The sequence below is a fragment of the Curtobacterium sp. MCPF17_018 genome, from assembly GCF_003234135.1.
Taxonomy (GTDB): Bacteria; Actinomycetota; Actinomycetes; order Actinomycetales; family Microbacteriaceae; genus Curtobacterium; species Curtobacterium flaccumfaciens.
In genome coordinates this window covers 320,624-343,507 of record NZ_QKSJ01000001.1, presented here as the reverse complement: position 1 = coordinate 343,507, position 22,884 = coordinate 320,624, and the positions used below count along the sequence as shown (strand labels likewise).

The following is a 22,884-nucleotide window of genomic DNA, read 5'->3' as shown; positions in this document are numbered from 1 at the left end:
GAACGCAACCGTTCCGTCGTGCAACCAACACGTCCGCAGGTGTCAGCCGTGCGCTACAGCGGTCACAACACGTCGCAAGCCGGAGGTCGAGGGGGCACGAAACGTCGGCGGCGACCGCGCCAGCCGACGCTCTGTGACCGCTCGCAGGCAACCATGCGGGGTGTTGCGACCACGCGACACCTCGCAGGCAACCATGCGGGCTGTTGCGACGGCTACCCCTTCACGGCGCCCGCCGTCATCCCGCTGACCAGGCGGCGCTGCACGATGAGGAAGAACACCACGACGGGGATCGAGAACAGCACGCTCGCCGCCATCAGCCCTCCGAAGTCCGTGCCCTTGTTCGTCGAGAACCCGGCGAGCCAGACCGGCAGCGTGTACATCCCCTGGTCCTTGAGCATCACGTACGCGATCAGGTAGTCGTTCCACGCCGCGATGAACGCGAACACGCTCGTGGCGATGACCCCGGGCATGACGAGCGGGAACAGCACGCTCCACAGGATCCGGAAGGTGCCGGCACCGTCCACCTTCGCCGCCTCCTCGATCTCGACGGGGACGGCCACGAAGAAGCCACGCATCACCCAGATCGAGAACGGCAGCACGCTCGCCACGTACGCCAGGATCAGCCCGACGTAGCTGTTCAGCAGCCCGAGGGTCTGGAACGACAGGAACAGCGGGATGAGCAGTGCGCCCGACGGGATCATCTGCACGAACAGGATCGCGACCAGGATCGCCCGCCGCCCCCGGAACCGGAACCGCGACAGTGCAGCCGACGCCAGGAACCCGACGACGATCGACAGCAGCACGGCCGCCACCACGACGATCGTGGAGTTCCGCAGGTAGACCAGGAAGCCCTCCTGCGTGAGCGCACGCGTGAAGTTGTCGAGCGTCGGGTGCAGCGGCGCCCAGATCGGGGTCATCGTGGTGACCTCGTCGGCGGGCTTGAAGGCGGTGTTCACCATCCAGTAGATCGGGAACACCCAGACCAGGCAGAACAGCACGGCGATGGTGTTCGCGACGACGCGCGGCTTGCGCACCCGCACCCGCACGGGGCCCGGCGCGGACGCGCCGACCGCACGGGGCGCCGTTCTCGAGACGGTCACAGATCCTCCTCGCCGCTGCGGACGAGCCGGCGGATGTAGTAGCTGGTGAGCACCCCGAGGATCAGGGTCGAGATCACGGCGATCGCCGCGCCCTGCCCGTAGGCGTTGGACACGAACGACTGCACGAAGGTCCAGATGCCGAGGGTCAGCGTGGCCTCCTCCGGTCCGCCGCGGGTGAGCAGCCAGATCTGGTTGAAGACGTTGAAGTCCCAGATCACCGACAGGATCGACACGAGCAGCAGCGTCGGCGCGAGTGCCGGCAGCGTGATCGCGCGGTACATGGTCCACACCGAGGCCCCGTCGAGCGCACCGGCCTCGTAGTACTCCGGCGCGATCTGGGACTGCGCGGCGTACAGCGTCAGCGCCACGAACGGCACGGCCTGCCAGATGACGAGCGTCAGCACGATCGTGTACGCCTGCCCCGGGTGCGACGCCCAGTTGTCCTGGGTGTGGTCGCCGAACACCCGCAGCTGCGTGATGAGCCAGTTGAGCACGCCGTAGAACGGCTGGAAGAGCCACTGCCAGACCAGGCTCGAGGCCACGTTCGGCATCGCCCAGGCCAGCACGAGCACGACGCTGACGATGGTGCGCATCGCGACCCCGAGGCGGGTGAGCAGCTGCGCCACCCCCATGCCGATGACGATCGTGCCCAGGACCATCGCGCCCGTCACGAGCACGGTGCGCAGGATGACCGGCCAGAACGACGCGTCGGTCAGGACGTCCGTGTAGTTCGTCAGCCCGGTGAACCCGGCCTGCCCGGTGAAGATCGCCCGCAGCCCGTAGTCCTGGAACGAGATGACGACGAGCCGGACGAGCGGGTAGACCACGAGGGCCAGGAGCAGCAGCGCCGCCGGGGCCAGCAGGACGAGCGGCGCCCGCGACCCGACCGGCGACCGACGACCCGCGCCGCGCCCACCCCGACGGGACCCCCGCGACGGCCCCTGAACCGGTCCGCCGGCCCGCCGGCCGTCGGCCCCCCGGCCGCCGGCTCGCCGGCCCCCCGCACCCCGCCCGCCGGTGACCGGCGCGGACTGCTCCGCGTCGGTCACCGGCTCCGCAGTGGACGTCATCGCCTACGGCTGCGCGTTCAGCGCGGTCGTGAGGTGCTTCGAGAAGCCCTCGGCGGCCTGCTCCGGCGACTTCCGGCCGGTGGCGACGTCGGCGAACATCGACTGGAACGAGGCGTCGCCCTCGATGGTGGCCCAGCCCGGGGTGGCCGGGGTCGGTCGGCTCGTGCCGGCCGCCTCGAAGTACGGCTTGTGCAGCTCGTCGACGTCGCCGGCGACCGCGTCGAGCAGCTCGGTGGAGTTCGGCTCCCAGCCGTCGACCCCGAACACCTGGTCCTGCTGGAACTCCTTCGAGGTCAGGATCTTCAGGTAGTACAGCGCGAGCTCCTGGTTCTGCGCCTTCGCCGGGATCCCCAGGTCGGAGCCGCCGAGGAACACCGGCTGCGTCTTCCCCGCTGTGGACGACGGCATCGGGAACGTGCCGATGCGGTCCGCGAGCTCCGGCTTCGCCGTGGTGATCGAGCCGATCTCCCAGGCGGACCCGAGGAACGCCGAGGTGTTCCCCTGCGCGAAGACGTCGCTCTGCGAGGGCTTGTCGGTGTTGATGTCCTGGGTGGACTTCGCCGAGTACGCGTTTTGGAAGTCCTTCCAGGCGGTCAGCCCCTCGACCGCGTCCGCGGAGTCGAGCGTGCCGGTCCACTTGCCGCCCTTGTCCGTCGCGATCTCGCCGCCGGCGTCCCAGACCCACTGCAGCCCGCCGTACCAGTACTGCCCGGGCATGTAGAAGGCGGAGAAGTCGCTGGCCGGGTTGGCGGCCTTGACCTTGTCGAGGTCGGCGGTGAGCTCGTCGTAGGTGGTGGGCACGTCGGTCACGCCGGCGTCCTTCCAGACCTGCTTGTCGTAGACCACGGCCCGGTTGCCGGCGAACAGCGGCGCCCCGTAGAGCTTGCCGTCGACGGTGGCGGGGCCCTCGAGCCCGGTGAGCCAGGTCTGGCCGTCCTTGAGCTCGTCGCGGTACGGCGTCAGGTCGGTCAACCCGCCGGCGGCCGCGTAGACCGGCACCTGCGTGTTGCCGAGGTCGACGACGTCGGGGGCGTCGCTCTGCGCGAGCGCCGTGGTGAGCTTGGTGGTGATCCCGTCCCACTGCTGGGTCTGGACCTTCACCTTCGCCCCGGTGTCGGCGGTGAACTGCTTGCCGGCGGCGTCGAGCACCTTGTCGCTCAGGTCGCCGTTCATCATCCAGACGGTGATGGTCTTGCCCTTGCCATCGGGCGTGCCGATGGACTTCGTGCCGCCGTCGGAAGCGGCGTTGCTCCCGGCGGAGCACCCGGTGAGGGCGAGCGCGCCTGCGAGGGCGAGCGCACCGAGTGCGGCGAAACGCGTTCGTGTCACGATGACTCCCTTGGTCCGACCTTTATGAAAGGACGTTGCGTATTCGCAATAGAAGACCCTGCACGGCCCCTTGTCAACCGTTGGATCGGTCCCTGTGACCTCTTTCGATCCGCGTGTTTCCGGGGCATCACGGATGTCGAACAGATCGACGCAGATGCTTGACCGGGTGGTCATGACCAGGCATGATTTGCGTCTCGCGTCCGGGGTGTGGAAGCGACTGCCTGGAGGCCCGGTGCCGGTCCACCGGACCGGCACCGGGCCTCCTGTGCGCGCGTCCACGGCACGCGTCAGACGGCCGCCAGGGCGGACGTCGGCGGGATCCGCGCTGCGCGTGCCGCCGGGTAGAGCCCGGAGACCCCGCCGATGACGACCGTGGCACCGAGCCCGGCGACGACGGCCCACACCGGCAGTGCGACCGGCCACCCCTGCGTGACGGCGAAGACGACCGTCACCGCGACGCCGAGCACGACACCGGCCAGCCCGCCGAGGAACGACAGCAGCAACGACTCGACCAGGAACTGGTCGCGGATGCTGCGACGACGGGCCCCCAGCGCACGACGGACGCCCACCTCGGCCCGCCGTTCCAGGACGGTGATCACCATCGTGTTCGCCACCCCGATGCCACCGACGAGCAGCGCCACCCCGCCGATGCCGACCAGCAGCCCGGTGAAGGAGTCGTCCGTGGCGTCCTTCGCGGCCAACGCGTCCGACGGCCGTGTCACGCCGACGTCCTGCGGTGCCCCGGGTCGGACCGCACCGGCGAGCAGGTCCCTCGACCGCTCGACGTGCGCCGGGTCGACGCGCGTGTAGACCGCGGTCGGGGCCCCGTCGAAGCCCAGCTGCCCGGCGGACCCGCGGGGCACGAACACCCGCGAGTCGAGGTCCTCGGCGAGCGCGACGGGTTCGAGCACCCCGACCACCTGCACCCACCGACCGCCGATCCACACCCGGCTGTCCGGATGCAGGTCGTCGAAGCCGAGGACCGCGGCCGCCCGTGCCCCCAGCACCACCTGCGGCGGCGCCCCGGCTGCGTCGTCGATCCACCGCCCGGCTGCGAGCTGCCCGCCGAGGACCCGCGGCACGTCGCCCCACGCGGCGAGCACCCCGAGGCCCTTCGTCTCGGGCGCCGGGACGTGGTCGTTCCGGTACACACCGGTGTCCGGCACGGTGCCGACGGCCGCGGCCGACTCGACGTCGTCCTGCCGCAGCACCGACTCGAGTGCGGTGGACGGCAACGGGACCGGTTCGCCGAGGCCCTGCGCCTGGGTGAGGGTGAGCACGTTCGTGCCGAGCGTGTCGAGCACCTGGTCGACCTCCGCCTTGCTCGACGACGAGATCCCGACGACCGCGAGCATCGCCGCGATGCCGATCGCGATGCCCAGCGCCGACAGCACGACGCGACCCGGACGGGTCCGCAACCCGAAGACGCCGAGGCGGAGCAGGTCGACCGCGCCCACGGACCGACGCCGGCTCATCGGGCGACCTCGTCGACGACCGGCGTGACCTCGTGCTCGATCCGGCCGTCGCGCATCCGGACCTGCCGGGGCAGCGACGCCGCCAGGTCGAGGTCGTGCGTGATGACCACGACCGTCGTGCCCGCCGCGTTGAGCTCGCGCAGGAGCTCGACCACCGCGGCACCGGACGCAGTGTCGAGTGCACCCGTCGGTTCGTCGGCGAGCAGGATCGTCGGGTCGCCCACGACGGCCCGCGCGATGGCGACGCGCTGGCGCTCACCGCCGGAGAGCTGGTGCGGTCGGTGGTCCACCCGGTGCGCCAGGCCCACTCGGCCCAGGGCCTCGACCGCCAGTCGGTGCCGCTCGCGCCGGGGCACGCCCTGGTAGAGCAGGCCGTCGGCGACGTTCTCGGTGGCGGTCGCGCCGGCCTGCAGGTGGAAGTGCTGGAAGACGAACCCGATGTGGTCGGCACGGAGCCCGGACAGGGCGTCGTCGGACATCGTCGCCACGTCGTTGCCGGCGATCGTCACCGTGCCGGACGTGGGACGGTCGAGGGTCCCGACGACGTTGAGCATCGTCGACTTGCCCGACCCCGACGGGCCGACGACCGCGACGAGTTCGCCCGCGGTGACCTCGAGCGACACCCCGCGGAGGGCGCCGACGTCGCCGTACGTCTTCGTGACGTCCCGGAGCGACAGGACGGAGTCGGGTCGCAGCACGGCGGCGGGTGGCAGCACGGCGGCGCTCATCCGGGCACCACCACGCGGTCGCCGGCGGTCAGGGCCCCGGCGACCGCGATCCGTCCGTCCGCGCTGAAGCCGGGCTCGACCCGGACCCGCTCCGTCGTGCCGTCCCGCTGCACGACGTCGACGGCGTACCGGCCACCGGCGCGCGCGACGAGTGCGGCGACCGGCACCGACAGGACGTCGTGCTCGGTGGTGCCCTTCGCGTCGACCTGCGCGGACGCTGCCGCGGGCAGTGTGCGCTTCCCCGGGTCGAACGACACCGAGACGTCGACGGCCGTGCCGCCGTCCTCGCTCGTCGTCGGCTGCACGTCGACGACCGAACCGGGCATGGCCGCCCCGGCGCCGTTGACCCGGACCTGGACGTCGGTGCCGACCGCGAGCCGCTCGGCGTCGCGCTGGGGCACGGTCGCCGCGACCACGCGCCGGGTACTCGTGACCTGCAGGACGTCACCCGCCGCACCAGCACCAGCACCAGCACCAGCACCAGCACCAGCACCAGCACCAGCCGTACCCGCCCCCGCACCCGCTCCGCAGGCGAGCCGCTCCCCGAGCCGACCGTCGACCGAGGCGACCCGGACCGCGCCGTCCACGAAGGCGACGTCGTCCATGGTCAGCACCGCGGTCACCTCGTGTCCGCGGTCCTGCTGCCACTGCCGGACGGCTCGCTCGGTCCGTGGACCGAACCGGTCGTCCACGGACACGTCGTACCCGAGCGCGGCCAGGTTCTCGTTGAGCTGCCGCACGTCGGCGCCCTGCAGCCCCCGCTCCAGGTCACGCCACAGCGGTACGGTGCCGTACATCGACCGGACGTCCCGCTCGTCGACGGCGTACAGGGCCCCGTCGCGTTCGATGACGTCGCCGGCGCGGGGCAGCCAGGTGATCGTGCCGGCGGCGGCCCCGGGGACCCCCGTCGCCGCGCCGTACCCGAGCGTCCCGGCGAACACCTTCGAGTCGGTCAGGTCGCCGCGCGTGACCGTGGCGGTGGCTCCGGTCGACGCGGTCCCGCCGCGCGAGCCACTGCTGGCCGAGGCTCCTGGACCACTCGGCACCGTTGCGAGGGCCCACGTCCCGACCCCCGCGGCCACCGCCGCGACGAGGCACACCGACACGATCGTCCGGCGTCGGGTGCGCCGGTGGTTCACGATCCGGCTCCGCCCCGGACGGCCTCGAAGGCCGCGTCCGTGCACGTGCCGGCAGCCTCGTCGAACGCCTCTCGGTCGTCGGGCTGGAACCGGTTCTGCGCCTCCTGGTCGTCCGGGAAGTCCGGGAACCCCTGCTCCCGCAGGCACTCCGCCGTCTTCCTCGCGATCTCCTCGCTGCCCGGCATCGGCTGCGCGGCTTGCGCGTCGCCGGCCGCTGCGGAGTCGTCGAGGCAGCCCTTGAGGTCCTCCTGGTACTGCTCGGGATCGGCGCCGTCGGGTGCACTGAGCTGCATCGACCCGCCACCCGTGCCGGGGTCGGGCATGTCGTAGCCGCGGTCGCGCATGCACTCGGCCAGGGCGACGCCGGGCGCCGCACCCCCGGCCGCCGTCGTCGTGTCGTCGTCCGGTGCCGTGTCCGAGCAGCCCACCAGCAGCAGCGGCAGCAGGACGACGGCAGCGGCCGCGCTCATCAGGGACCGGGTGCGACGAGTGGTCGTCATCGTGGTGTGGTTCATGTCCCCAGCACACCGGAACGGCTGTTTCGCCCCGCGTGCACGTCGGGTTGCACCGACGAAACACGGACCCGGACGAGCAGCCCGCCGGCCGGCCGTGCGGCGATCGACATTCGCCACCCGTGGGCGCGCACGATCGCGGCCACGATCGACAGCCCGAGACCGCTGTGCTGCCCGCGTGCATCGTCCGTCCCGCCGCGGCGGAACGGTTCGACGAGCAGTCCCGCCTCGTCCGCCGGGACCACCGGCCCGCCGTTCTCGACGACGAACCCGTCCGGCTCCGTGGTCACCAGGACGGCACCGCCGGGTTCGTTGTACTCGACGGCGTTGCCGACCAGGTTGCCGAGCAGCTGCCGCAGCAGCGTCGGCTCCCCCGGGACGACCAAGCCAGGAGGCCCCGTGCGGCGCTTGTGGATCAGCGTCACCCCCGCCTCGGCCGCGCCTCGGTCCGCCCCCGCGACGACCTCGGCGGTCACCTCGTCGAGGTCGACCGCGCGCGTCGCACCCGCCAGGCCGCGATCGGCCTCGGCGAGCACGAGCAACGACTCGACCAACCGCTCGGTCCGGCGGTTCTGCTCGAGCAGCTCCGCCCGGACCGCTCGGACGTCTGCGGGGTCGGCGTCGTCGTGCAGCCCGATCTGCACCGCCGCGCGCTGCACCGCGAGGGGCGTCCGGAGTTCGTGGGACGCCTGGGCGACGAACCGACGCTGGCCCTCGAACGCGGTCTCGAGCCGCTCCAGCAGGTCGTCGACGGTGCGCGAGAGCCGCCGGAGCTCGTCGTCCGGACCGTCCAGTGCGATGCGCTCGTGCAGGTTCGACGCCGAGATGCGGTTCGTGGTCGCGGTGATCCGGTCGATGGGCCGGAGGACCCGGCGGCTGACGAGCCAGCCGATGCCCCCGGCCGCGACCCCGGCGCCCGCGATCCCGATCGCGGACCACTGCCACTGCTGCACGGCCACGAGCCGGATCACCGCCACCGCACCGTCGTCGTCGGCGCCGTCCACCTCGATCGGGGCCGGAGCGGTCGTGGCGCCCTGTGATCCGGACGGCGGGCGCTGCACGGCCGCGGTGTCGAGGCCGGCACCGACACCGGCCAGCGACATCGTGTTCGTGAAGAGGACGACCCCGGTCGCCAGCGCCATGGCCGCGAGCGCGAACGTCAGGGCCGTCCGGGTCCGGATGCTCCACAGCCCGGGCCGTCGCCTCACAACGCGTAGCCCTGGCCGGGCACCGTCCGGATCGGGTCCGGGTCCCCGAGCTTCCGGCGGAGTTTCGACATCGTGACCCGTACCGCGGCGGTGAAGGGGTCGGTGTTCACGTCCCAGACCTTCTCGAGCAGGTGTTCAGCGGAGACGATCCGGCCGTGCGCGCGGAGCAGCGTCTCGAGCACCCCGAGTTCCTTCGAGGTCAGGTCGAGCGGGCGACCGTCACGTGTCGCCATCCGCCGGTTCGTGTCGACGACGAACCCTGCACGCTCGAGCACCGGGGCGACGGGTGCGACGCTCCGCCGACCGAGCGCGCGCACCCGGGCGACGAGTTCCGGGTACTCGAACGGCTTGGTCAGGTAGTCGTCGGCACCGAGCTCGAGCCCGTGCACACGGGCGCTCAACGTCGTCGCGGCGGTGAGCAGGAGGATCCGCGTGAGTGCACCGCGGGCGGCCAGACGCCGTGCGACCTCGTCGCCGTGCAGCCCGGGGACGTCACGGTCGAGCACGACGACGTCGTAGTCGTGCACCGCCAGCAGCTCGTCGGCGTCGTCGCCGCGGTAGGCGACGTCCACCGCCATGTCCTGCCGGGTCAGGCCCGTCGCGACCAGGTCGGCGAGGGCCCGTTCGTCGTCCACCACGAGTACGCGCATGGATACATCACACGTGATGTACCTCTGCCGGACCTGGGAAGTGGATCAGGCGTCGAACGGCACCTCGCCGTGCTCACTGACGCCGGCACGCTGTCGGTAGGACAGGTGTCCGCCGAGGTACCCGCCGACGCTGACGACGGCGAGACCCGCGAAGCCGAGCAGCTTGCCGGCGCCGTGGTTGCCGCGCTTCCGCTGCAGCCACGACAGGCCGTACAGCGACAGACCGGTCCAGTTCACGGCCTGGTGCACCCATCCGGTGCGGAGCTGCTCGCGGTTCAGCTCGGACCAGTCGACGTAGCCGGCGACCGAGGCGCTGCTCGCCGAGACGACCCCGACGCCGACCAGGGTCTTGGCGGCCTTCGCGTTGCCCTTCCCGCCGAGCAGGTCGAGCACCGCTGCGGAGATCCAGGCGCCCAGGGGCACCTGCACCATGAGCGGGTGGATCGGGTGGCCGAACGGCACGCCGTGCAGCAGCTGGCGCAGGGCCTTCGGCTTGGCGAGGGCGTTCACGACGGCACGGTCGATGTCGACGGCCTTGTCGAGCACGCTCGCGTGCTCGACGGCGTCGGTGAGGCGACGGATCGCGCGGATCTCAGGCATGCCGTGGACGGTAGACGAACGGCCCGTCACCGGTCCCAGGAACCGGTGACGGGCCTCCCATCCATCTTGGTGGGCTACTCCTCGACGATCTCGGCCAGCTCGAAGGGCTCGACCGTCAGACCGTCCCCGTCCGCCGCGACGTCCACCCGCACCGTGTCGCCGTCGCGGACGTCACCCGACAGGATGGCGCGTGCCAACCGGTCGTCGATCTGCCGCTGCATCAGGCGACGCAGGGGCCGCGCGCCGTACAGCGGGTCGTACCCACGCTCCGCCAGCCAGCCGCGTGCCTCGGGGGTGACGGCGAGCTCGAGCCGGCGGTCGGTCAGACGGCGGGCCAGCCGGTCGACGTAGAGCGACACGATCTGTCCGAGGTCGTCGGCCGTCAGGGCCTGGAACACCACGATGTCGTCGAGACGGTTGATGAACTCCGGCCGGAACGCCTGCTGCACGAGCTCACGGACGGCCTCTTCCCGCTGCGCGTCGCTCAGGGACAGGTCGGTCATGAACTGCGACCCCAGGTTCGACGTCAGCACGAGGATCGTGTTCCGGAAGTCGACCGTGCGCCCCTGGCCGTCGGTCAGTCGCCCGTCGTCGAGCACCTGGAGCAGCACGTCGAACACCTCGGGGTGCGCCTTCTCGATCTCGTCGAGCAGGATCACCGAGTACGGACGGCGGCGGACCGCCTCGGTCAGCTGCCCACCGGCCTCGTACCCGACGTACCCGGGCGGGGCACCGATCAGGCGGGCCACGGAGTGCTTCTCGCCGTATTCGCTCATGTCGATGCGGACGAGGGCCTTCTCGTCGTCGAACAGGAACTCGGCGAGCGCCTTGGCCAGCTCGGTCTTGCCGACGCCCGTCGGCCCGAGGAACAGGAACGAACCGGTCGGGCGGTCCGGGTCGGAGATGCCGGCGCGGGTGCGACGGACGGCCTCGGACACGGTGGTCACGGCGGTGCGCTGCCCGATGATCCGGCGGCCGAGCTCGCTCTCGAGGTGCAGGAGCTTCTCGGTCTCACCCTGCAGCAGCCGACCGAGCGGGATGCCCGTCCACTGCGCGATGACCGCCGCGATGTCCTCGTCGGTGACGCTGTCGTTCACCATCCGGTCGGCGCTCTCGGCCTGTTCGGCGGCGGCGAGCTCGGCCTCGATGCGGGGCTTCTCGCCGTACTCCAGCCGGGAGACGAGTTCGTAGTCGGCCTCGCGCTGGGCTCGCTGCGACCGCATGTTCAGGTCGTCGAGCTGCTGCTTGAGCTCACCGATGCGGTTCAGGCTCGCGCGCTCGGCCTGCCAGCGCTGCTCGAGCTCGGCCAGCCGTTCCTCGCGCGTGTGCAGCTCGTTGCGCAGGGTTTCGAGGCGGGCCTTGGAGGCGTCGTCCTTCTCCTGCTTGAGCGCGAACTCCTCGACACGCAGACGGTCGACGTTCCGCTTCAGCTCGTCGATCTCGACCGGGCTGGAGTCGATCTCCATGCGGAGTCGGCTCGCGGCCTCGTCGATCAGGTCGATGGCCTTGTCGGGCAACTGGCGGCCGGAGATGTACCGGTTCGACAGGCTCGCGGCGGCGACCAGTGCGGAGTCGTTGATCGTCACCTTGTGGTGCGCCTCGTAGCGCTCCTTGAGCCCGCGGAGGATCGCCACGGCGTCCTCGACGCTGGGCTCACCCACGTAGACCTGCTGGAAGCGCCGCTCCAGCGCGGCGTCCTTCTCGATGTACTCGCGGTACTCGTCGAGGGTCGTCGCGCCGATGAGCCGGAGCTCACCGCGGGCGAGCATCGGCTTGAGCATGTTCGAGGCCGCCACCGACCCCTCGCCGCCACCGGCACCCATCAGGGTGTGCAGCTCGTCGATGAACGTGATGACCTGCCCGTCGGAGTCGTTGATCTCCTTGAGCACGGCCTTGAGTCGCTCCTCGAACTCGCCGCGGTACTTGGCGCCGGCGATCAGGGCGGAGATGTCGAGCGAGATGAGCCGCTTGTCCTTGAGGGAGTCGGCGACGTCGCCGGCGACGATGCGCTGCGCGAGCCCCTCGACGACGGCGGTCTTGCCGACGCCGGGCTCGCCGATGAGCACCGGGTTGTTCTTGGTGCGTCGCGTCAGCACCTGGGAGACGCGCCGGATCTCGGCGTCGCGTCCGATCACGGGGTCGAGCTTGCCGCTGCGGGCGATCGCCGTGAGGTCGATGCCGTACTGCTCGAGGGCGGTCTTCTGCCGTTCTTGCGAGTCAGGAGCGCCCTGGAGGTTCGCCATGCGTTCCGTCCTTTCGTTGCGGTGGTCCTGGAGTTGAGTCTATTCCACTCAACTTACTTGCGCTCGGACGTATTCCGGATCCCCACCGCGCAGACGACGGCACCGGCCAGCAGCAGGAGCGCCATCACCACCATGGCCCGGTGCAGCCCGTCGACGCTCACCTCGCCGCCGAGCACCACGCCGGCCAGTGCCACCGTGACGAGTCCGGCGATCCGCGCGACCGCGTTGTTCACGGCCGAACCGGACCCTGCCTCGGACTGCGGCACCGACCCGAGCACCGCGCTCGTCAGGGGTGTGACCATCAGGGCGATGCCCACGCCGATCAGCACCAGCCCGGGGAACACCGACCACCAGTAGCCGGTCGGGTCGTCGCCGGCGAGCAGCAGCAGGAGCGCCCCGACCGCCCCCACTGCCGGCCCGGCAGCCATGAACCACCGCGGGCCGAACCGACCCGCCGCGGACCCCACGGCGGTGGACAGCGCGAGCAGCATGATCGTCGGCGGCAGCGTCGCGAGGCCGGCGAGCCAGGCCGGGAACCGCCAGACCTCCTGCAGGAACAGCGTGACGACGAAGAACACCATGCCGAGCGCGCCGTAGATGGACAGTGTCGCGAGGTTGCCGACCGTGAAGTTCCGCGCCCGGAACAGCTCGAGCGGCACGAGCGGCGACCCCGTCGTCCGGGTCACCCGCAGTTCCCACGGCACGAAGGCCACGAGTGCGGCGGCACCGAGCACGAGGGCACCCACCACCACGGGTGCACCCCACCCCAACCGCTCCTGCTCGATGAGTCCGAGCACGACCCCGCCGACCCCGACCACCGCGAGCACGGCCCCGACGACGTCGATGCGTGGGCGCACCGCAGGGTGCACGTCGCCGGTGATGCGCAGGACCAGCGGGATCGTGACGGCGATCGGCACCGCGGTGAGCACGAAGACCCACCGCCACCCGATGCCGTCGACCACCAACCCGCCGACCACGGGACCGAGGATCGTGGCCGCGCTCGACCACGCCGTCCACGTGCCGATCGCCTTCGCCTGCGCCGCCCCGCGGAACGCCGCGACGATGAGGGCGAGTGCACTCGGCATGACGAGTGCCCCGCCGACGCCCTGCAGCGCCCGCGCGACGATGAGCACCTCGCCGGTCGGGGCGATGGCGCACGCCACGGACGCGATCCCGAAGACCACGAGCCCCCACGTGATGATCCGGACCCGGCCGAACAGGTCGGACAGGCTGCCGGCGACCAGGATGAGCGAGCCGAGGGTGACCAGGTAGGCGTCGACGACCCACTGCTGCACGACGAGTCCGCCGCCGAGCTCCTGCCGGATCGCGGGGAGCGCGACGTTCACGACGCTCGAGTCGAGCCCGACGACGAACGACGCCAGGATCGCCACCACCAGCACGATCCGCCGGTCGTCCCGGAGCGGCGCGACTCCGTGCGGCACGGGGGCCGGGACGGGAACGGGAGCGGTCATGTGCTCATCCTGCGGCACGGGGTACCCCGCGGTCGATCCCGCACGACGAAGCCCCCGCGACCGATGTGGTCGCGGGGGCTGCCGACAGGACGGGGCTGGGTGTCCTAACGCCGGGAGTCGGTGTTCGGCTGCGCGCTCGGCCCCGGGTTCAGGACCGGACCGGCGGTCGGCTCGGCGGGAGCGTTCTGGACGGTGCTGTTGTGCACCGTGCCGTCCGGCGCCGTGCCGTTGGCCTGGGCCTTCTTCTCGTCGTCGGACATCTCCTTCTTGAAGATGTTGATCGACTGGCCGAGGCCCTTGGCGAGCGCCGGGAGCTTGGTCGCGCCGAACAGCAGGATGACGATCCCGAGGATGATCAGCAGGTGAATGCCGCCGAGGTTTCCGAGCATCATGACTCCTTGTTGTGGAACTGGTCGCCGTCCGGTGATCGTCGTCGACCCACGCGGCGGAAGTCCGTGTGCGTCCATCGTAACTCCCCCACCCCTGGATGCCCAGGCCGGGCACCGGAACGGACACCGTTCGTACAGGGAAGCGCAGCGCTCTCAGTACGCGCCGCGGGACCGCAGCACCGACGGGACGGTGCGGGCGAGGATCACGAGGTCGTGCAGGAACGACCAGTTCTCGACGTAGTGCAGGTCGAGCCGGACCCCTTCGGCCCAGTCGAGGTCCGATCGGCCGCTGACCTGCCACAGGCCGGTGATCCCCGGGGTCACGAGGAGTCGGCGGTCCGCGAAGTCCTCGTACAGCGCGACCTCGCGTGGCAGGGCAGGCCGTGGGCCGACCAGGCTCATCGAACCGGTGAACACGTTCCACAGCTGCGGCAGTTCGTCGAGTGAGGTCCGTCGCAGGAACGCACCGACCCGGGTCACCCGCGGGTCGTCCTTCATCTTGAACAGCGGACCGGCGCCCTCGTTCTCGGACTGCAGGGCAGCCATGCGCGCCTCGGCGTCGACGCACATGGTCCGGAACTTCAGGATCGGGAACTCCGCGCCACCGCGACCGACGCGGACCTGCCGGAAGAAGACCGGCCCGCCGTCGTCGGCGCGGATCGCCAGCGCGACCACGGCGAGGACGGGGGAGAGCAGCGTCAGGCCGAGCGCGGCGCCGACGACGTCGAGTGCCCGCTTGCCCGCGCGTCGGCGGTAGTCGGGCGTCTCGACGTGCATGAGCGGCAACCCGTCCACGGGGCGCTCGTGCACCCGCCCGGCGGCGATGTCGGCCAGGGGAGAGGACACCACGAGCTCGACGCCGTGCTCCTCGAGCTGCCACCCGAGTCGCCGCAGGCGCGCGTGCCCACCGCGCACCGCACCCGCGACGACGACGGCCGACACACCCTCGGCCCGGGCGTGCGCGAGCACGTCCTCGATGCCGCCGACGACAGGAGCCGTGGCCACCCCCAGGTCGACCTCGGCCCCGACCGGAGCACAGTCCGTCACGACGGCACGCACTCGGTAGCCGGCGCTCGGTGCGGCGGCGATCCGCGCGCCCACGTACCGGACGTCCTCGGCGTCGCCGACGATCAGGACGTCCTGCAGGTGCTCACCCCTGGCACGGCTCCGGGCGAGCACCGTCCGGACCCCCTTGCGGCCGAGCGCCAGGAACACGAGCCCCAACGGGAACGCGATCGCGACGTACCCGCGAGCCAGGTCGAGCTGCGCTGCGTACGCCACGACCGCGACACCGGCGACCGCGACGAGGCTCGCGGTGACCAGGCGGCGGTACTCGTCGCCGCCGATGCCGGCGATCCGGGGGTCACGGGTGCGGAACACCGAGAGCAGGAGCATCCACACCACGACGATGGCGGGGGCCACGACGAACTCGAACCAGCCGGACCGCGGCCGGACGGACGCGAGCTCCCAGGGGAACCGCGCGACGTGGGCGATGACGAACGCGGCGAGCAGCAGCACGAGGTCGAGCAGCGCCACCGCGGGGACGAACCCTCGGCGCGCCCCCGCCGGAGCGACCGTCCGGTGCGACGCGGTGGCCCCGGCAGCCCCGGCAGGGGAAGACACAGGGACGCTCCGGTGCAGCACGGTCGAGTGCAGCACGGTCGGGTCCAGCACGGTCGGCACCGCCCCGGTGGGTGGGCGCATGGCGAGCGACATGTGAGACCTCCTGTCGACCGGTCGACGAGGAGGTCGATCGGACGCCGGAGTCGCTCAGGTCACGACAACGAGCGGCGCGAGAAAGAATATATCAGCGTGCCGTACTGCATATCAACGAGCGAGCGCGCGGTCCAGACTCCAGAGGACCGGCTCCGTTCGCAGCGCCGGCACGTCCGCTTCGGTCACACCGCCGAGCCGGAACACCACCCGTTCCCCGGGCAGCAGCGTCATGAACCCACGATCGACCGTGCCGCCGTCCGCGACCCGGTCCGGCTGCACCAGCAGGTCGCGCACGAGCGAGTCGGCCTCGACCGTCAGGTCCAGACCACCGTCGACCACCGCGAACGAGGTCCGGTAGCGGGCGGGCTCCCAGCGGATTGCAGCGTCGGGGCCGGGGGTCCAGACGGCGCGGCGCCAGTCCATGTCCGCGACGATGAGCTCGTTCGCCGGGTCGTCAACGACACCGACCGACTCGGGCAGCGACACCACCGCGACGCCGGCACCGGACAACCGGACCGGCAGTGACACCTCGGCCAGGATCGTGCCGGCCGTGGTGATCCGGCGCACCCGCACCACGCTGTCGTGACCGGTGCGGGTCGACCGGACGGCCACCTCGACCGGTGAGGACCCGAACGCGCCGGGCGAGACACCCAGCGAGAGCGTGTCCGCGAGCTCGCCCAGGTCGGCCGTCTCACCGACCGCAGCCGACCCACCCGGGTGATCCGGGCCTCCAGTCCGCTCCGCACCCGCACCCGCACCCGCACCCGGCGTCACCGACACCGACGACACCGGACGGATCGTCAGCAGCACGTCGTCGTACAGGCGGCGCAGCTCGTGCGCCAGCGGCTTCAGCCGCCCCGCCGAGTCGATCGCCGACCACGACGACACCGGCCACAGGTCGTTCAGCTGCCACACCACGACGCCGGTGTTGCGCGGCCAGTGCGTGCGCCAGTGCTCGATGCCGGTCGCGATCGCCCGCGCCTGCTGCAGCTGCGTCAGGTAGTGCCACGCGTCGAACGCGGCCGGGTCGACCGCGCCGAAGCGCGGCTCCAGCCCGCGGGCCAGCTTGGCCATCCCGTCGGCCGCCTTCTGGTGGTGGACCACACCGGGCGAGTCCACCCGGAGCGGCGAGTCCGTGACCGCCTCGCGCAGCGTGCGCCAGGCGGGCGGCGCCTGCCAGCCGAACTCGGACACGAACCGCGGCACCGACTCGCGGTAGGCGGTGTCGGGCAGCCGGTTCCAGACGTCCCACGAATGGTGCGTCTCGTGGTCGACCTCGTTCGCGGGCAGCGACTCGGAGCCGGACCACGGCGACGCGACCGTGTAGAAGCGCGACGGGTCGACGGCGTCGACGATGGTCGGCAGCAGGTCGAGGTAGTAGTCGAGTCCCCAGCCCCGATCGCCCAGCTCCGCACCCCAGCCGTCGGCGTCGTGCAGCCAGATGTTCTCGTTGTTGCCGTTCCAGACCACCAGCGAGGGGTGACGGGCGAGCCGGGCGACGTTGTCCCGCGCCTCGGCGATGACCTCGCTGCGGATCGGCTCGACCTCGGGGTAGGCCGAGCACGCGAACGGGAAGTCCTGCCAGACCAGCAGACCGAGTTCGTCGCAGACCTCGTAGAAGTCGCGCGATTCGTACACTCCGCCGCCCCAGACGCGCACGAGGTTCGTCCCGAGCGAGGCCGCGGTACCCAACCGGGACTCGAGTCGGGCACGGTCGACGCGCGAGACGATGACGTCGTCGGGGATCCAGTTGACGCCCCGGACGTCGATGAGCGTGCCGTTGACGTGCACGGCGAAGGGGCGGCCGATGCCGTCGACCTGGGTCTCGATGCGGGTCGACCGGAACCCGGTGCGGAACGTGTCGCGGTCGAGCACCTCGCCGTCGACGGTCTGCAGCTCGACCACGACGTCGTACTGCGGCTGCGCACCGTAGCCGTGCGGCCACCAGCGCCGCGCCTCGGGGACGCGCACGGTGACGACCGTCTCGTCGTCCTTCGGGGTCAGCTGCGCGCGGGATCGCTGGCGTGTGGTGCCGCCGTCCTCGGTCTCGCCGCTGACGGTGACGACGAGCACGAGGTCGTCGTCCTCGCCGTCCTGGTCCAGGTCGTTCATGCCCGAGCGCTCGACGGTGATGTGCGCATCGAGCACGCCCTCGCCGGCCTCGACGTCGACGAGCGGGCGGACCTCGCGCAGGCGAGCGGTCGACCAACGCTCGATCGCGACCGGCCGCCAGGGGCCGCTCGTGACCGCCGTCAGGCCCCAGTCCCAGCCGAAGTTCGACGCCATCTTGCGGATGTACGGGAACGGCTCGTCGTACGGACCGGGCATGCTGCCCGCCTTCGCGGCGACCCGGCCGGCCTCGCGGTAGGGCGACTCGAACAGGATCTCGAGGTCCTTCGTGGTACCGCCGGACCCCGTCTGCACCCGGGCGTCGAACCGGTAGCGACGGTGCATGTTGCGGGTCGTGCCCACGACGACGCCGTCCAGGCTGAGCTCCGCGACCGTGTCCAGGCCGTCGCAGACCAGGTCGACGCGCTCGTGGCCCCGCGGGTCGACGTCGACCGTGCGGCGGTAGGCCCAGTCGGCACGTCCGACCCACTTGGCGGGCTGCTCGTTCAGGTGGAACGTCGGGTCCGGCAGCAGGCCCTCCCGCTCCAGGTCGGTGTGCACCTGGCCCGGCACCGTCGCCGGGATGGCACGGCCCGCGACACCGTCCGGCGCGCCGGTTCCCCCGGCCAGGGTCACTGTCCAGTCGTCGCGGAGTTCCTCGCGTTCGAGGGTCATGCGGGTCCTTCTCTTCGGCGGCAGGGTGTCCGTCAGCCTCGGTCGGGGACGCCGACCGGCGGTCCGACCCATGGCCGGTTCCCACGGCCTGGAGGCTCGGCACCGGTTGCCCGGGCGTCGTCACGTCGCGCGCACGAACGGGTTGCGCTCGCGCGAGGGGTGCTCGGCGATGCTAGTACGGGATGCTTTCGGCAACCTAGGTGGTGACAGGGGCGGGTCGCGCGGGCAAGGTGGGAACGTGATCACCGTCGAACTCGCCAGGTCCCTCCGTGACGCCGGCCTCCGCTGGCACCCCGAGACCGGGGACCGGTTCGTGATCGACAAGCCCGGCATCGACGACGACGTCTACACGGTGTCCGAGATGACCGTCGAGCGGCACGACTCCCCCACCGGCACGATCCTCGGCTTCAACGGCACCACCGAGTGGGCGCTCGACTCGGTCACCGCCACCGAGTCGCTCTGGCTGCCCCGCGAGGACCAGCTCCGCGAACTCCTCGGGCCCTCGTTCATCGGACTGACCCGGGTGCAGGTCGGCGGTCGCGTGGTCTTCACCGTGACGGCGACGATCGGCGGGGCCGACCGCAGCTTCGCGTCCGAGGTGCCGGCCATCGCCTACGGGCAGGCCCTGCAGGCGTACATCACGGCTGCGCTCGCGTGAACGGCGCGCCCGGTGTCGCCGTTCCTGGGCGTTGCCGGGATGGGCGCTGAGGGGCGTTTGGTTGCATGGCACCATGACCGTTCCGAACATCACCCTGAACGACGGCAAGACCATCCCGCAGCTCGGCTTCGGTGTCTTCCAGATCGACCCCTCCGAGACGAAGGCCGCCACACTGGCCGCGCTCGAGGTCGGCTACCGCCACATCGACACCGCCGAGATGTACGGCAACGAGAAGGAGGTCGGCGAGGCGATCGCCGAGTCCGGCATCGACCGTTCCGAGGTCTTCGTCACCTCGAAGCTCAACAACGGGTTCCACGATCCGGCCGCGGCGCTGGAGAACGGCAAGAAGTCGGCCGACCTGCTCGGCGGCTACACCGACCTGTTCCTCATCCACTGGCCGCTGCCCACCGTCTCGGACTTCGTCCCGACGTGGAAGGCCCTCGAGGAGCTGTACCACGCCGGCACCGCCCGCTCGATCGGCGTCTCGAACTTCCAGGCGCACCACCTGCACCGCCTGCGCGCCGAGACCGACGTCCCGCCGTCGGTCAACCAGATCGAGGTGCACCCGTACCTCGTGCAGGACGACCTCCGCGCCGTGAACCGCGAGCTCGGCATCGCGACCGAGGCGTGGTCCCCCATCGCACAGGGCCTCGTCCTCGACGACGAGACCATCACCCGCGTCGCCGCGTCGGTCGGCAAGTCCCCGGCCCAGGTGGTCCTCCGCTGGCACATCCAGCGCGGCGACATCGTGTTCCCGAAGTCCGTCACGCGTGCCCGCGTCGAGGAGAACTTCGCGATCTTCGACTTCGAGCTCTCGGACGAGGACATGACGGACATCACCGCCCTCGACAAGGGTCACCGCACGGGCCCCGACCCCGACACGTTCGACTACGTGCCGGCCTGATCGGTCCCAGCACCGTCGCGAGAGCCGTCCGGGTCAGCCCGGGCGGCTCTCGCCGTCAGCGGTTGGTCGCGACCGAGGCCGTCACCGTGAACTTCGGGGTCCGGACGACCTCACGGGTCGGCCCGACCAGGCGCGAGAGCACCGGCCGGTAGCGCAGGTGCGTGTTCCAGACGCACCACAGTTCACCGCCGGCCTGGAGGATCGTGGCCGCGTTCCGGAACATCGCCTCGGCCGTGTCCGTGGTCACCGTGGTGTCCGCGTGGAAGGGCGGGTTGCAGAGCACGAGCTGCGCAGACCCCTCGGCGAGCTCGTCGCCCGCGTCGGTCCGCAGCACCGTCACCCGGTCGGCCACGCCGTTGGCCTCCGCCGTCGCGCGCGTCGACTCGACCGCGATCCGGGACACGTCGGTGGCGATCACCCGGACCGCGGGACGTCGGCGAGCCACCGCAGCGGCGATCACGCCGTTGCCGCACCCCAGGTCGACGACGGTACGAGCGGTCGGGACCGCCTGGTCCATCGCGTCCAGCAGCACCCGCGTGCCCTGGTCGAGCGACGCCCCGGCGAACACGCCGCCGTGCGCGACCAGGGTCATGCCGAGGTCGTCGACGTGCACCGACCGGGGCCAGGGGTTCGTCGTGGCGGCGCGGTCGGCCTGCGCTCGCAGGGGGTCCTGCGCGATGAGCAACCGGGACTTGCCGCGCCCCCTGGAAGCCGTGACCTCGCCGAACGAGCGCCGGAGCACGTCGTTCTGCGTCACGTGCATGTACTTCACGTTGCCGCCGCAGAGCAGCACCACGTCGGGTGCCGCGAACCGGGCGACCGCGCGGGCGATCTCGTCGAGCCGATCGTGCGACTTCGACAGCCGCAGCACCACGAGCCGCACGTCGCGGAAGGCGTCCTCGAGCGAGTCGGGGTGGTGGAAGCCGCGCAGTCCGAACGTGCCAGCGTTGGCCTCGAGCGCCCGCTCCCCCACCAGAGAGTCCTGCACGACGCGGATGTCGCTCGCCCCGTACTGCGTGATGAGGCCGAGCGTCAGCACCCCGTACCGGTCGTCGACGACCGCGACCTCGCCGGGCTGCCGGAGTGCGTCGCCGTGCACGTGCGGTGCTTCGTCGAGCAGGAAGCGGTCGGTGCCGTCGATCGCGATGAGGTCGGGCGCGTCGTCGTCGCGTCGGCGGAAGAGGTCGGCGAAGTCTGGCACCGCGTCAGCGTACCCGGCGGCTGACGTGTCGCGGTGAGGATCGCACCCGACAACGCCACGACCGAAGCCCCCGTCCGCTTCACCATCAACTGAGCCCCGGCTCGCAGAACGCCCCCGGTGACCAGATGGTCACCGGGGGCGCTCGCCGCTCTCCGACACTCAGCGCGGCCCGCGGTAGAGCACGATCTGCGTGTTCCGCTGCGGTCGCGACCCCGCCTTGAGCGAGATCGCCGCACCACTCGCGGTGGCGGCGAAGACCCGTGCACCGGGCCGGTTGATGAGCTGGTCGGCCAGCGCCGACTCGAGCTCCCGCACCCGGTCACGCAGCGCCTTGTTCTCGTTCTCCAGGTCGAGCACCCGCCGGATGCCCTCCAGCGACACCCCCTCGGAGCCGAGGCGCGCGATCTCGCGAAGCTGCACCACGTCGCGCATCGAGTAGCGCCGCGACCCGCCCCGGGTGCGTCCCGGCACGACCAGGCCGAGCCGGTCGTACTGCCGGAGCGTCTGCGGGTGCATCTCGGCGAGCTCCGCAGCGACCGCGATCGCGAAGACGGGCGAGTTCTCGTCCATGTCGGTCATGGCGCGTTCCTTTCCGTCGTCCGCGTGGTGTGGAAACCAGCCTGGAGGCTCGGGGCGGCTTCCTGACGGAGCCGCGCCGAGCCTCCAGGCCTGGTCTACTGCTGTGGCTGCACGCGCTAGTCGCGCGCCTTGGCGAGGAGGTCCTCGCGGGGGTTCTCGTCGGGCAGCGCAGCCGCGAGTGCCTCGACGGCCTCGCGCTGCTTGTCCGACAGGTGCGACGGCACCGCGACCTGGACGGTCGCGAGCAGGTCGCCCGTGCCGTTCTTCGTCGTGACGCCACGGCCCTTGACGCGCAGGACGCGACCCGACGGCGTGCCGGGGGCGACCTTGAGCTTCACGGGCGAACCGCCGAGCGTCGGGACCTCGATCGTCGCGCCGAGCGCTGCCTCGGTGAACGTCACGGGGACGTCCACGCGCAGGTTGAGCCCGTCGCGCTCGAACACCGGGTGCTTCCGCACCGACACGGCGACCACGAGGTCACCGGCCTCACCACCGTCGGGCGATGGCTCGCCGCGGCCGCGCAGACGGATCTTCTGACCGTCGGCGACACCCGCGGGGATGCGGACGTTCACCGGTCGACCGTTGCCCTGCGACAGCTTGACAGTGTCACCGGCGATCGCCGTGGTGAAGTCGAGGGTCGTCGACGCCGTGACGTCGCGGCCCTTCGTCGGCCCACCGAAGCCGCGGTAGCCGCCGGAGGTCTGACCGAAGCCACCACCCCCGCCGAACATCCCGCCGAGGATGTCCTCGAAACCGCCGGCACCGCCCGGGCCGCCCTGGCCGAAGCGGACGCGCTGTCCGCCACCGCCCTGCTGCCCGAACATCCCGCCGAAGACGTCCTCGAACCCGCCCTGGCCTCCGCCGCCCGCCGTGAAGCGGGCGCCGGATCCCATCGCGCGGACCTGGTCGTACTCCTGGCGCTGCTCCTTGTCGGAGAGCACCGAGTACGCCTCGCTGATCTCCTTGAAGCGGTTCTCGGCGGCGGCGTCACCCGGGTTGGAGTCCGGGTGGAACTGCCGCGCGAGCTTCCGGTACGTCTTCTTCAGCTCGGCGTCGGAGGCGTCCTTGGACACGCCGAGGACCTTGTAGAAGTCCTTGTCGAACCAATCCTGACTGGCCATGGATCA

Annotated in this window: 20 protein-coding genes; 2 read left to right on the top strand and 18 right to left on the bottom strand. The window is 71.5% G+C overall.

The window, feature by feature from the left end; translation table 11 throughout:
• Positions 1-212 precede the first annotated feature (212 nt).
• The 15 genes from DEJ27_RS01625 to DEJ27_RS01555 all read right to left on the bottom strand — a co-directional run bounded on the left by DEJ27_RS01625 (position 213) and on the right by DEJ27_RS01555 (position 18,415).
• Positions 213-1,100, bottom strand: coding sequence for a carbohydrate ABC transporter permease (locus tag DEJ27_RS01625; RefSeq protein WP_258370280.1), 888 nt, complete (start codon positions 1,098-1,100; stop codon positions 213-215).
• Positions 1,097-2,170: a carbohydrate ABC transporter permease gene (locus DEJ27_RS01620; protein ID WP_110858755.1), complete on the bottom strand. Its 1,074-nt coding sequence runs from the start codon at positions 2,168-2,170 to the stop codon at positions 1,097-1,099. Before DEJ27_RS01620 ends, DEJ27_RS01625 begins: the two co-directional genes overlap by 4 nt.
• A 3-nt stretch (positions 2,171-2,173) precedes the next feature.
• Positions 2,174-3,499 (bottom strand): sugar ABC transporter substrate-binding protein, encoded by a 1,326-nt coding sequence (locus DEJ27_RS01615; RefSeq protein WP_220035363.1) that lies wholly within the window; start codon positions 3,497-3,499, stop codon positions 2,174-2,176.
• Between the two features lie 287 nt (positions 3,500-3,786).
• Positions 3,787-4,974: an ABC transporter permease gene (locus tag DEJ27_RS01610; RefSeq protein ID WP_181419949.1), complete on the bottom strand. Its 1,188-nt coding sequence runs from the start codon at positions 4,972-4,974 to the stop codon at positions 3,787-3,789.
• Positions 4,971-5,702 (bottom strand): ABC transporter ATP-binding protein, encoded by a 732-nt coding sequence (locus DEJ27_RS01605; protein ID WP_111090171.1) that lies wholly within the window; start codon positions 5,700-5,702, stop codon positions 4,971-4,973. Before DEJ27_RS01605 ends, DEJ27_RS01610 begins: the two co-directional genes overlap by 4 nt.
• Positions 5,699-6,841: a peptidoglycan-binding protein gene (locus DEJ27_RS01600; RefSeq protein ID WP_111090170.1), complete on the bottom strand. Its 1,143-nt coding sequence runs from the start codon at positions 6,839-6,841 to the stop codon at positions 5,699-5,701. The genes DEJ27_RS01605 and DEJ27_RS01600 overlap by 4 nt, the downstream gene beginning before the upstream one ends.
• Positions 6,838-7,356: a hypothetical protein gene (locus DEJ27_RS01595; protein ID WP_110858752.1), complete on the bottom strand. Its 519-nt coding sequence runs from the start codon at positions 7,354-7,356 to the stop codon at positions 6,838-6,840. The genes DEJ27_RS01600 and DEJ27_RS01595 overlap by 4 nt, the downstream gene beginning before the upstream one ends.
• Complete coding sequence (locus tag DEJ27_RS01590; RefSeq protein ID WP_111090169.1) at positions 7,353-8,561, bottom strand: HAMP domain-containing sensor histidine kinase; 1,209 nt, start codon at positions 8,559-8,561, stop codon at positions 7,353-7,355. The genes DEJ27_RS01595 and DEJ27_RS01590 overlap by 4 nt, the downstream gene beginning before the upstream one ends.
• Positions 8,558-9,211 carry a response regulator transcription factor gene (locus tag DEJ27_RS01585; RefSeq protein WP_111090168.1) on the bottom strand — a complete coding sequence of 218 codons (654 nt, stop codon included), beginning with the start codon at positions 9,209-9,211 and terminating at the stop codon, positions 8,558-8,560. Before DEJ27_RS01585 ends, DEJ27_RS01590 begins: the two co-directional genes overlap by 4 nt.
• Before the next feature lie 45 nt (positions 9,212-9,256).
• Positions 9,257-9,811, bottom strand: a complete 555-nt coding sequence (locus DEJ27_RS01580; RefSeq protein WP_051596580.1) for a DUF2231 domain-containing protein — start codon at positions 9,809-9,811, stop codon at positions 9,257-9,259.
• A gap of 74 nt (positions 9,812-9,885) precedes the next feature.
• Positions 9,886-12,054 (bottom strand): ATP-dependent Clp protease ATP-binding subunit, encoded by a 2,169-nt coding sequence (locus tag DEJ27_RS01575; RefSeq protein ID WP_110858750.1) that lies wholly within the window; start codon positions 12,052-12,054, stop codon positions 9,886-9,888.
• 53 nt (positions 12,055-12,107) lie between these two features.
• The gene (locus DEJ27_RS01570; RefSeq protein ID WP_111090167.1) at positions 12,108-13,526 is read right to left on the bottom strand and encodes an MFS transporter; all 1,419 of its coding nucleotides are present in this window, start codon (positions 13,524-13,526) and stop codon (positions 12,108-12,110) included.
• 104 nt (positions 13,527-13,630) lie between these two features.
• Positions 13,631-13,915, bottom strand: a complete 285-nt coding sequence (gene tatA, locus DEJ27_RS01565; RefSeq protein ID WP_110858933.1) for a twin-arginine translocase TatA/TatE family subunit — start codon at positions 13,913-13,915, stop codon at positions 13,631-13,633.
• 153 nt (positions 13,916-14,068) lie between these two features.
• The gene (locus DEJ27_RS01560) at positions 14,069-15,631 is read right to left on the bottom strand and encodes a sugar transferase (RefSeq protein ID WP_111090166.1); all 1,563 of its coding nucleotides are present in this window, start codon (positions 15,629-15,631) and stop codon (positions 14,069-14,071) included.
• A gap of 111 nt (positions 15,632-15,742) precedes the next feature.
• Positions 15,743-18,415, bottom strand: a complete 2,673-nt coding sequence (locus DEJ27_RS01555; protein ID WP_181430055.1) for a glycoside hydrolase family 2 protein — start codon at positions 18,413-18,415, stop codon at positions 15,743-15,745.
• Between the two features lie 238 nt (positions 18,416-18,653).
• Here DEJ27_RS01555 and DEJ27_RS01550 point away from each other — a divergent pair, with 238 nt between their 5' ends.
• Together DEJ27_RS01550 and DEJ27_RS01545 are read left to right on the top strand one after the other, a co-directional pair.
• On the top strand, positions 18,654-19,073 hold the full coding sequence (locus tag DEJ27_RS01550; protein WP_027464885.1) for a hypothetical protein: 420 nt from the start codon (positions 18,654-18,656) through the stop codon (positions 19,071-19,073).
• 73 nt (positions 19,074-19,146) lie between these two features.
• A complete protein-coding gene (locus DEJ27_RS01545; protein ID WP_111090164.1) occupies positions 19,147-19,977 on the top strand; it encodes an aldo/keto reductase in 831 nt (276 codons plus the stop codon).
• Between the two features lie 55 nt (positions 19,978-20,032).
• Here DEJ27_RS01545 and DEJ27_RS01540 read toward each other — a convergent pair whose 3' ends face one another.
• From DEJ27_RS01540 to DEJ27_RS01530, 3 genes are all read right to left on the bottom strand, one after another.
• The gene (locus tag DEJ27_RS01540) at positions 20,033-21,178 is read right to left on the bottom strand and encodes a class I SAM-dependent methyltransferase (protein ID WP_110858745.1); all 1,146 of its coding nucleotides are present in this window, start codon (positions 21,176-21,178) and stop codon (positions 20,033-20,035) included.
• Between the two features lie 159 nt (positions 21,179-21,337).
• Positions 21,338-21,748: a heat shock protein transcriptional repressor HspR gene (locus DEJ27_RS01535; RefSeq protein WP_027464889.1), complete on the bottom strand. Its 411-nt coding sequence runs from the start codon at positions 21,746-21,748 to the stop codon at positions 21,338-21,340.
• 125 nt (positions 21,749-21,873) lie between these two features.
• Positions 21,874-22,878, bottom strand: a complete 1,005-nt coding sequence (locus DEJ27_RS01530; RefSeq protein ID WP_017886377.1) for a DnaJ C-terminal domain-containing protein — start codon at positions 22,876-22,878, stop codon at positions 21,874-21,876.
• Between the last annotated feature and the right edge of the window lie 6 nt (positions 22,879-22,884).

What these genes read in the sequence shown, in the direction of transcription:
- DEJ27_RS01620 (WP_110858755.1), bottom strand. Translation starts at nt 2,170, where the DNA reads ATGACGTCCACTGCGGAGCCGGTGACCGACGCGGAGCAGTCCGCGCCG.
- DEJ27_RS01610 (WP_181419949.1), bottom strand. Translation starts at nt 4,974, where the DNA reads ATGAGCCGGCGTCGGTCCGTGGGCGCGGTCGACCTGCTCCGCCTCGGC.
- DEJ27_RS01605 (WP_111090171.1), bottom strand. Translation starts at nt 5,702, where the DNA reads ATGAGCGCCGCCGTGCTGCCACCCGCCGCCGTGCTGCGACCCGACTCC.
- DEJ27_RS01595 (WP_110858752.1), bottom strand. Translation starts at nt 7,356, where the DNA reads ATGAACCACACCACGATGACGACCACTCGTCGCACCCGGTCCCTGATG.
- DEJ27_RS01585 (WP_111090168.1), bottom strand. Translation starts at nt 9,211, where the DNA reads ATGCGCGTACTCGTGGTGGACGACGAACGGGCCCTCGCCGACCTGGTC.
- DEJ27_RS01580 (WP_051596580.1), bottom strand. Translation starts at nt 9,811, where the DNA reads ATGCCTGAGATCCGCGCGATCCGTCGCCTCACCGACGCCGTCGAGCAC.
- DEJ27_RS01575 (WP_110858750.1), bottom strand. Translation starts at nt 12,054, where the DNA reads ATGGCGAACCTCCAGGGCGCTCCTGACTCGCAAGAACGGCAGAAGACC.
- DEJ27_RS01570 (WP_111090167.1), bottom strand. Translation starts at nt 13,526, where the DNA reads ATGACCGCTCCCGTTCCCGTCCCGGCCCCCGTGCCGCACGGAGTCGCG.
- tatA (WP_110858933.1), bottom strand. Translation starts at nt 13,915, where the DNA reads ATGCTCGGAAACCTCGGCGGCATTCACCTGCTGATCATCCTCGGGATC.
- DEJ27_RS01560 (WP_111090166.1), bottom strand. Translation starts at nt 15,631, where the DNA reads ATGTCGCTCGCCATGCGCCCACCCACCGGGGCGGTGCCGACCGTGCTG.
- DEJ27_RS01555 (WP_181430055.1), bottom strand. Translation starts at nt 18,415, where the DNA reads ATGACCCTCGAACGCGAGGAACTCCGCGACGACTGGACAGTGACCCTG.
- DEJ27_RS01545 (WP_111090164.1), top strand. Translation starts at nt 19,147, where the DNA reads ATGACCGTTCCGAACATCACCCTGAACGACGGCAAGACCATCCCGCAG.
- DEJ27_RS01535 (WP_027464889.1), bottom strand. Translation starts at nt 21,748, where the DNA reads ATGGACGAGAACTCGCCCGTCTTCGCGATCGCGGTCGCTGCGGAGCTC.
- DEJ27_RS01530 (WP_017886377.1), bottom strand. Translation starts at nt 22,878, where the DNA reads ATGGCCAGTCAGGATTGGTTCGACAAGGACTTCTACAAGGTCCTCGGC.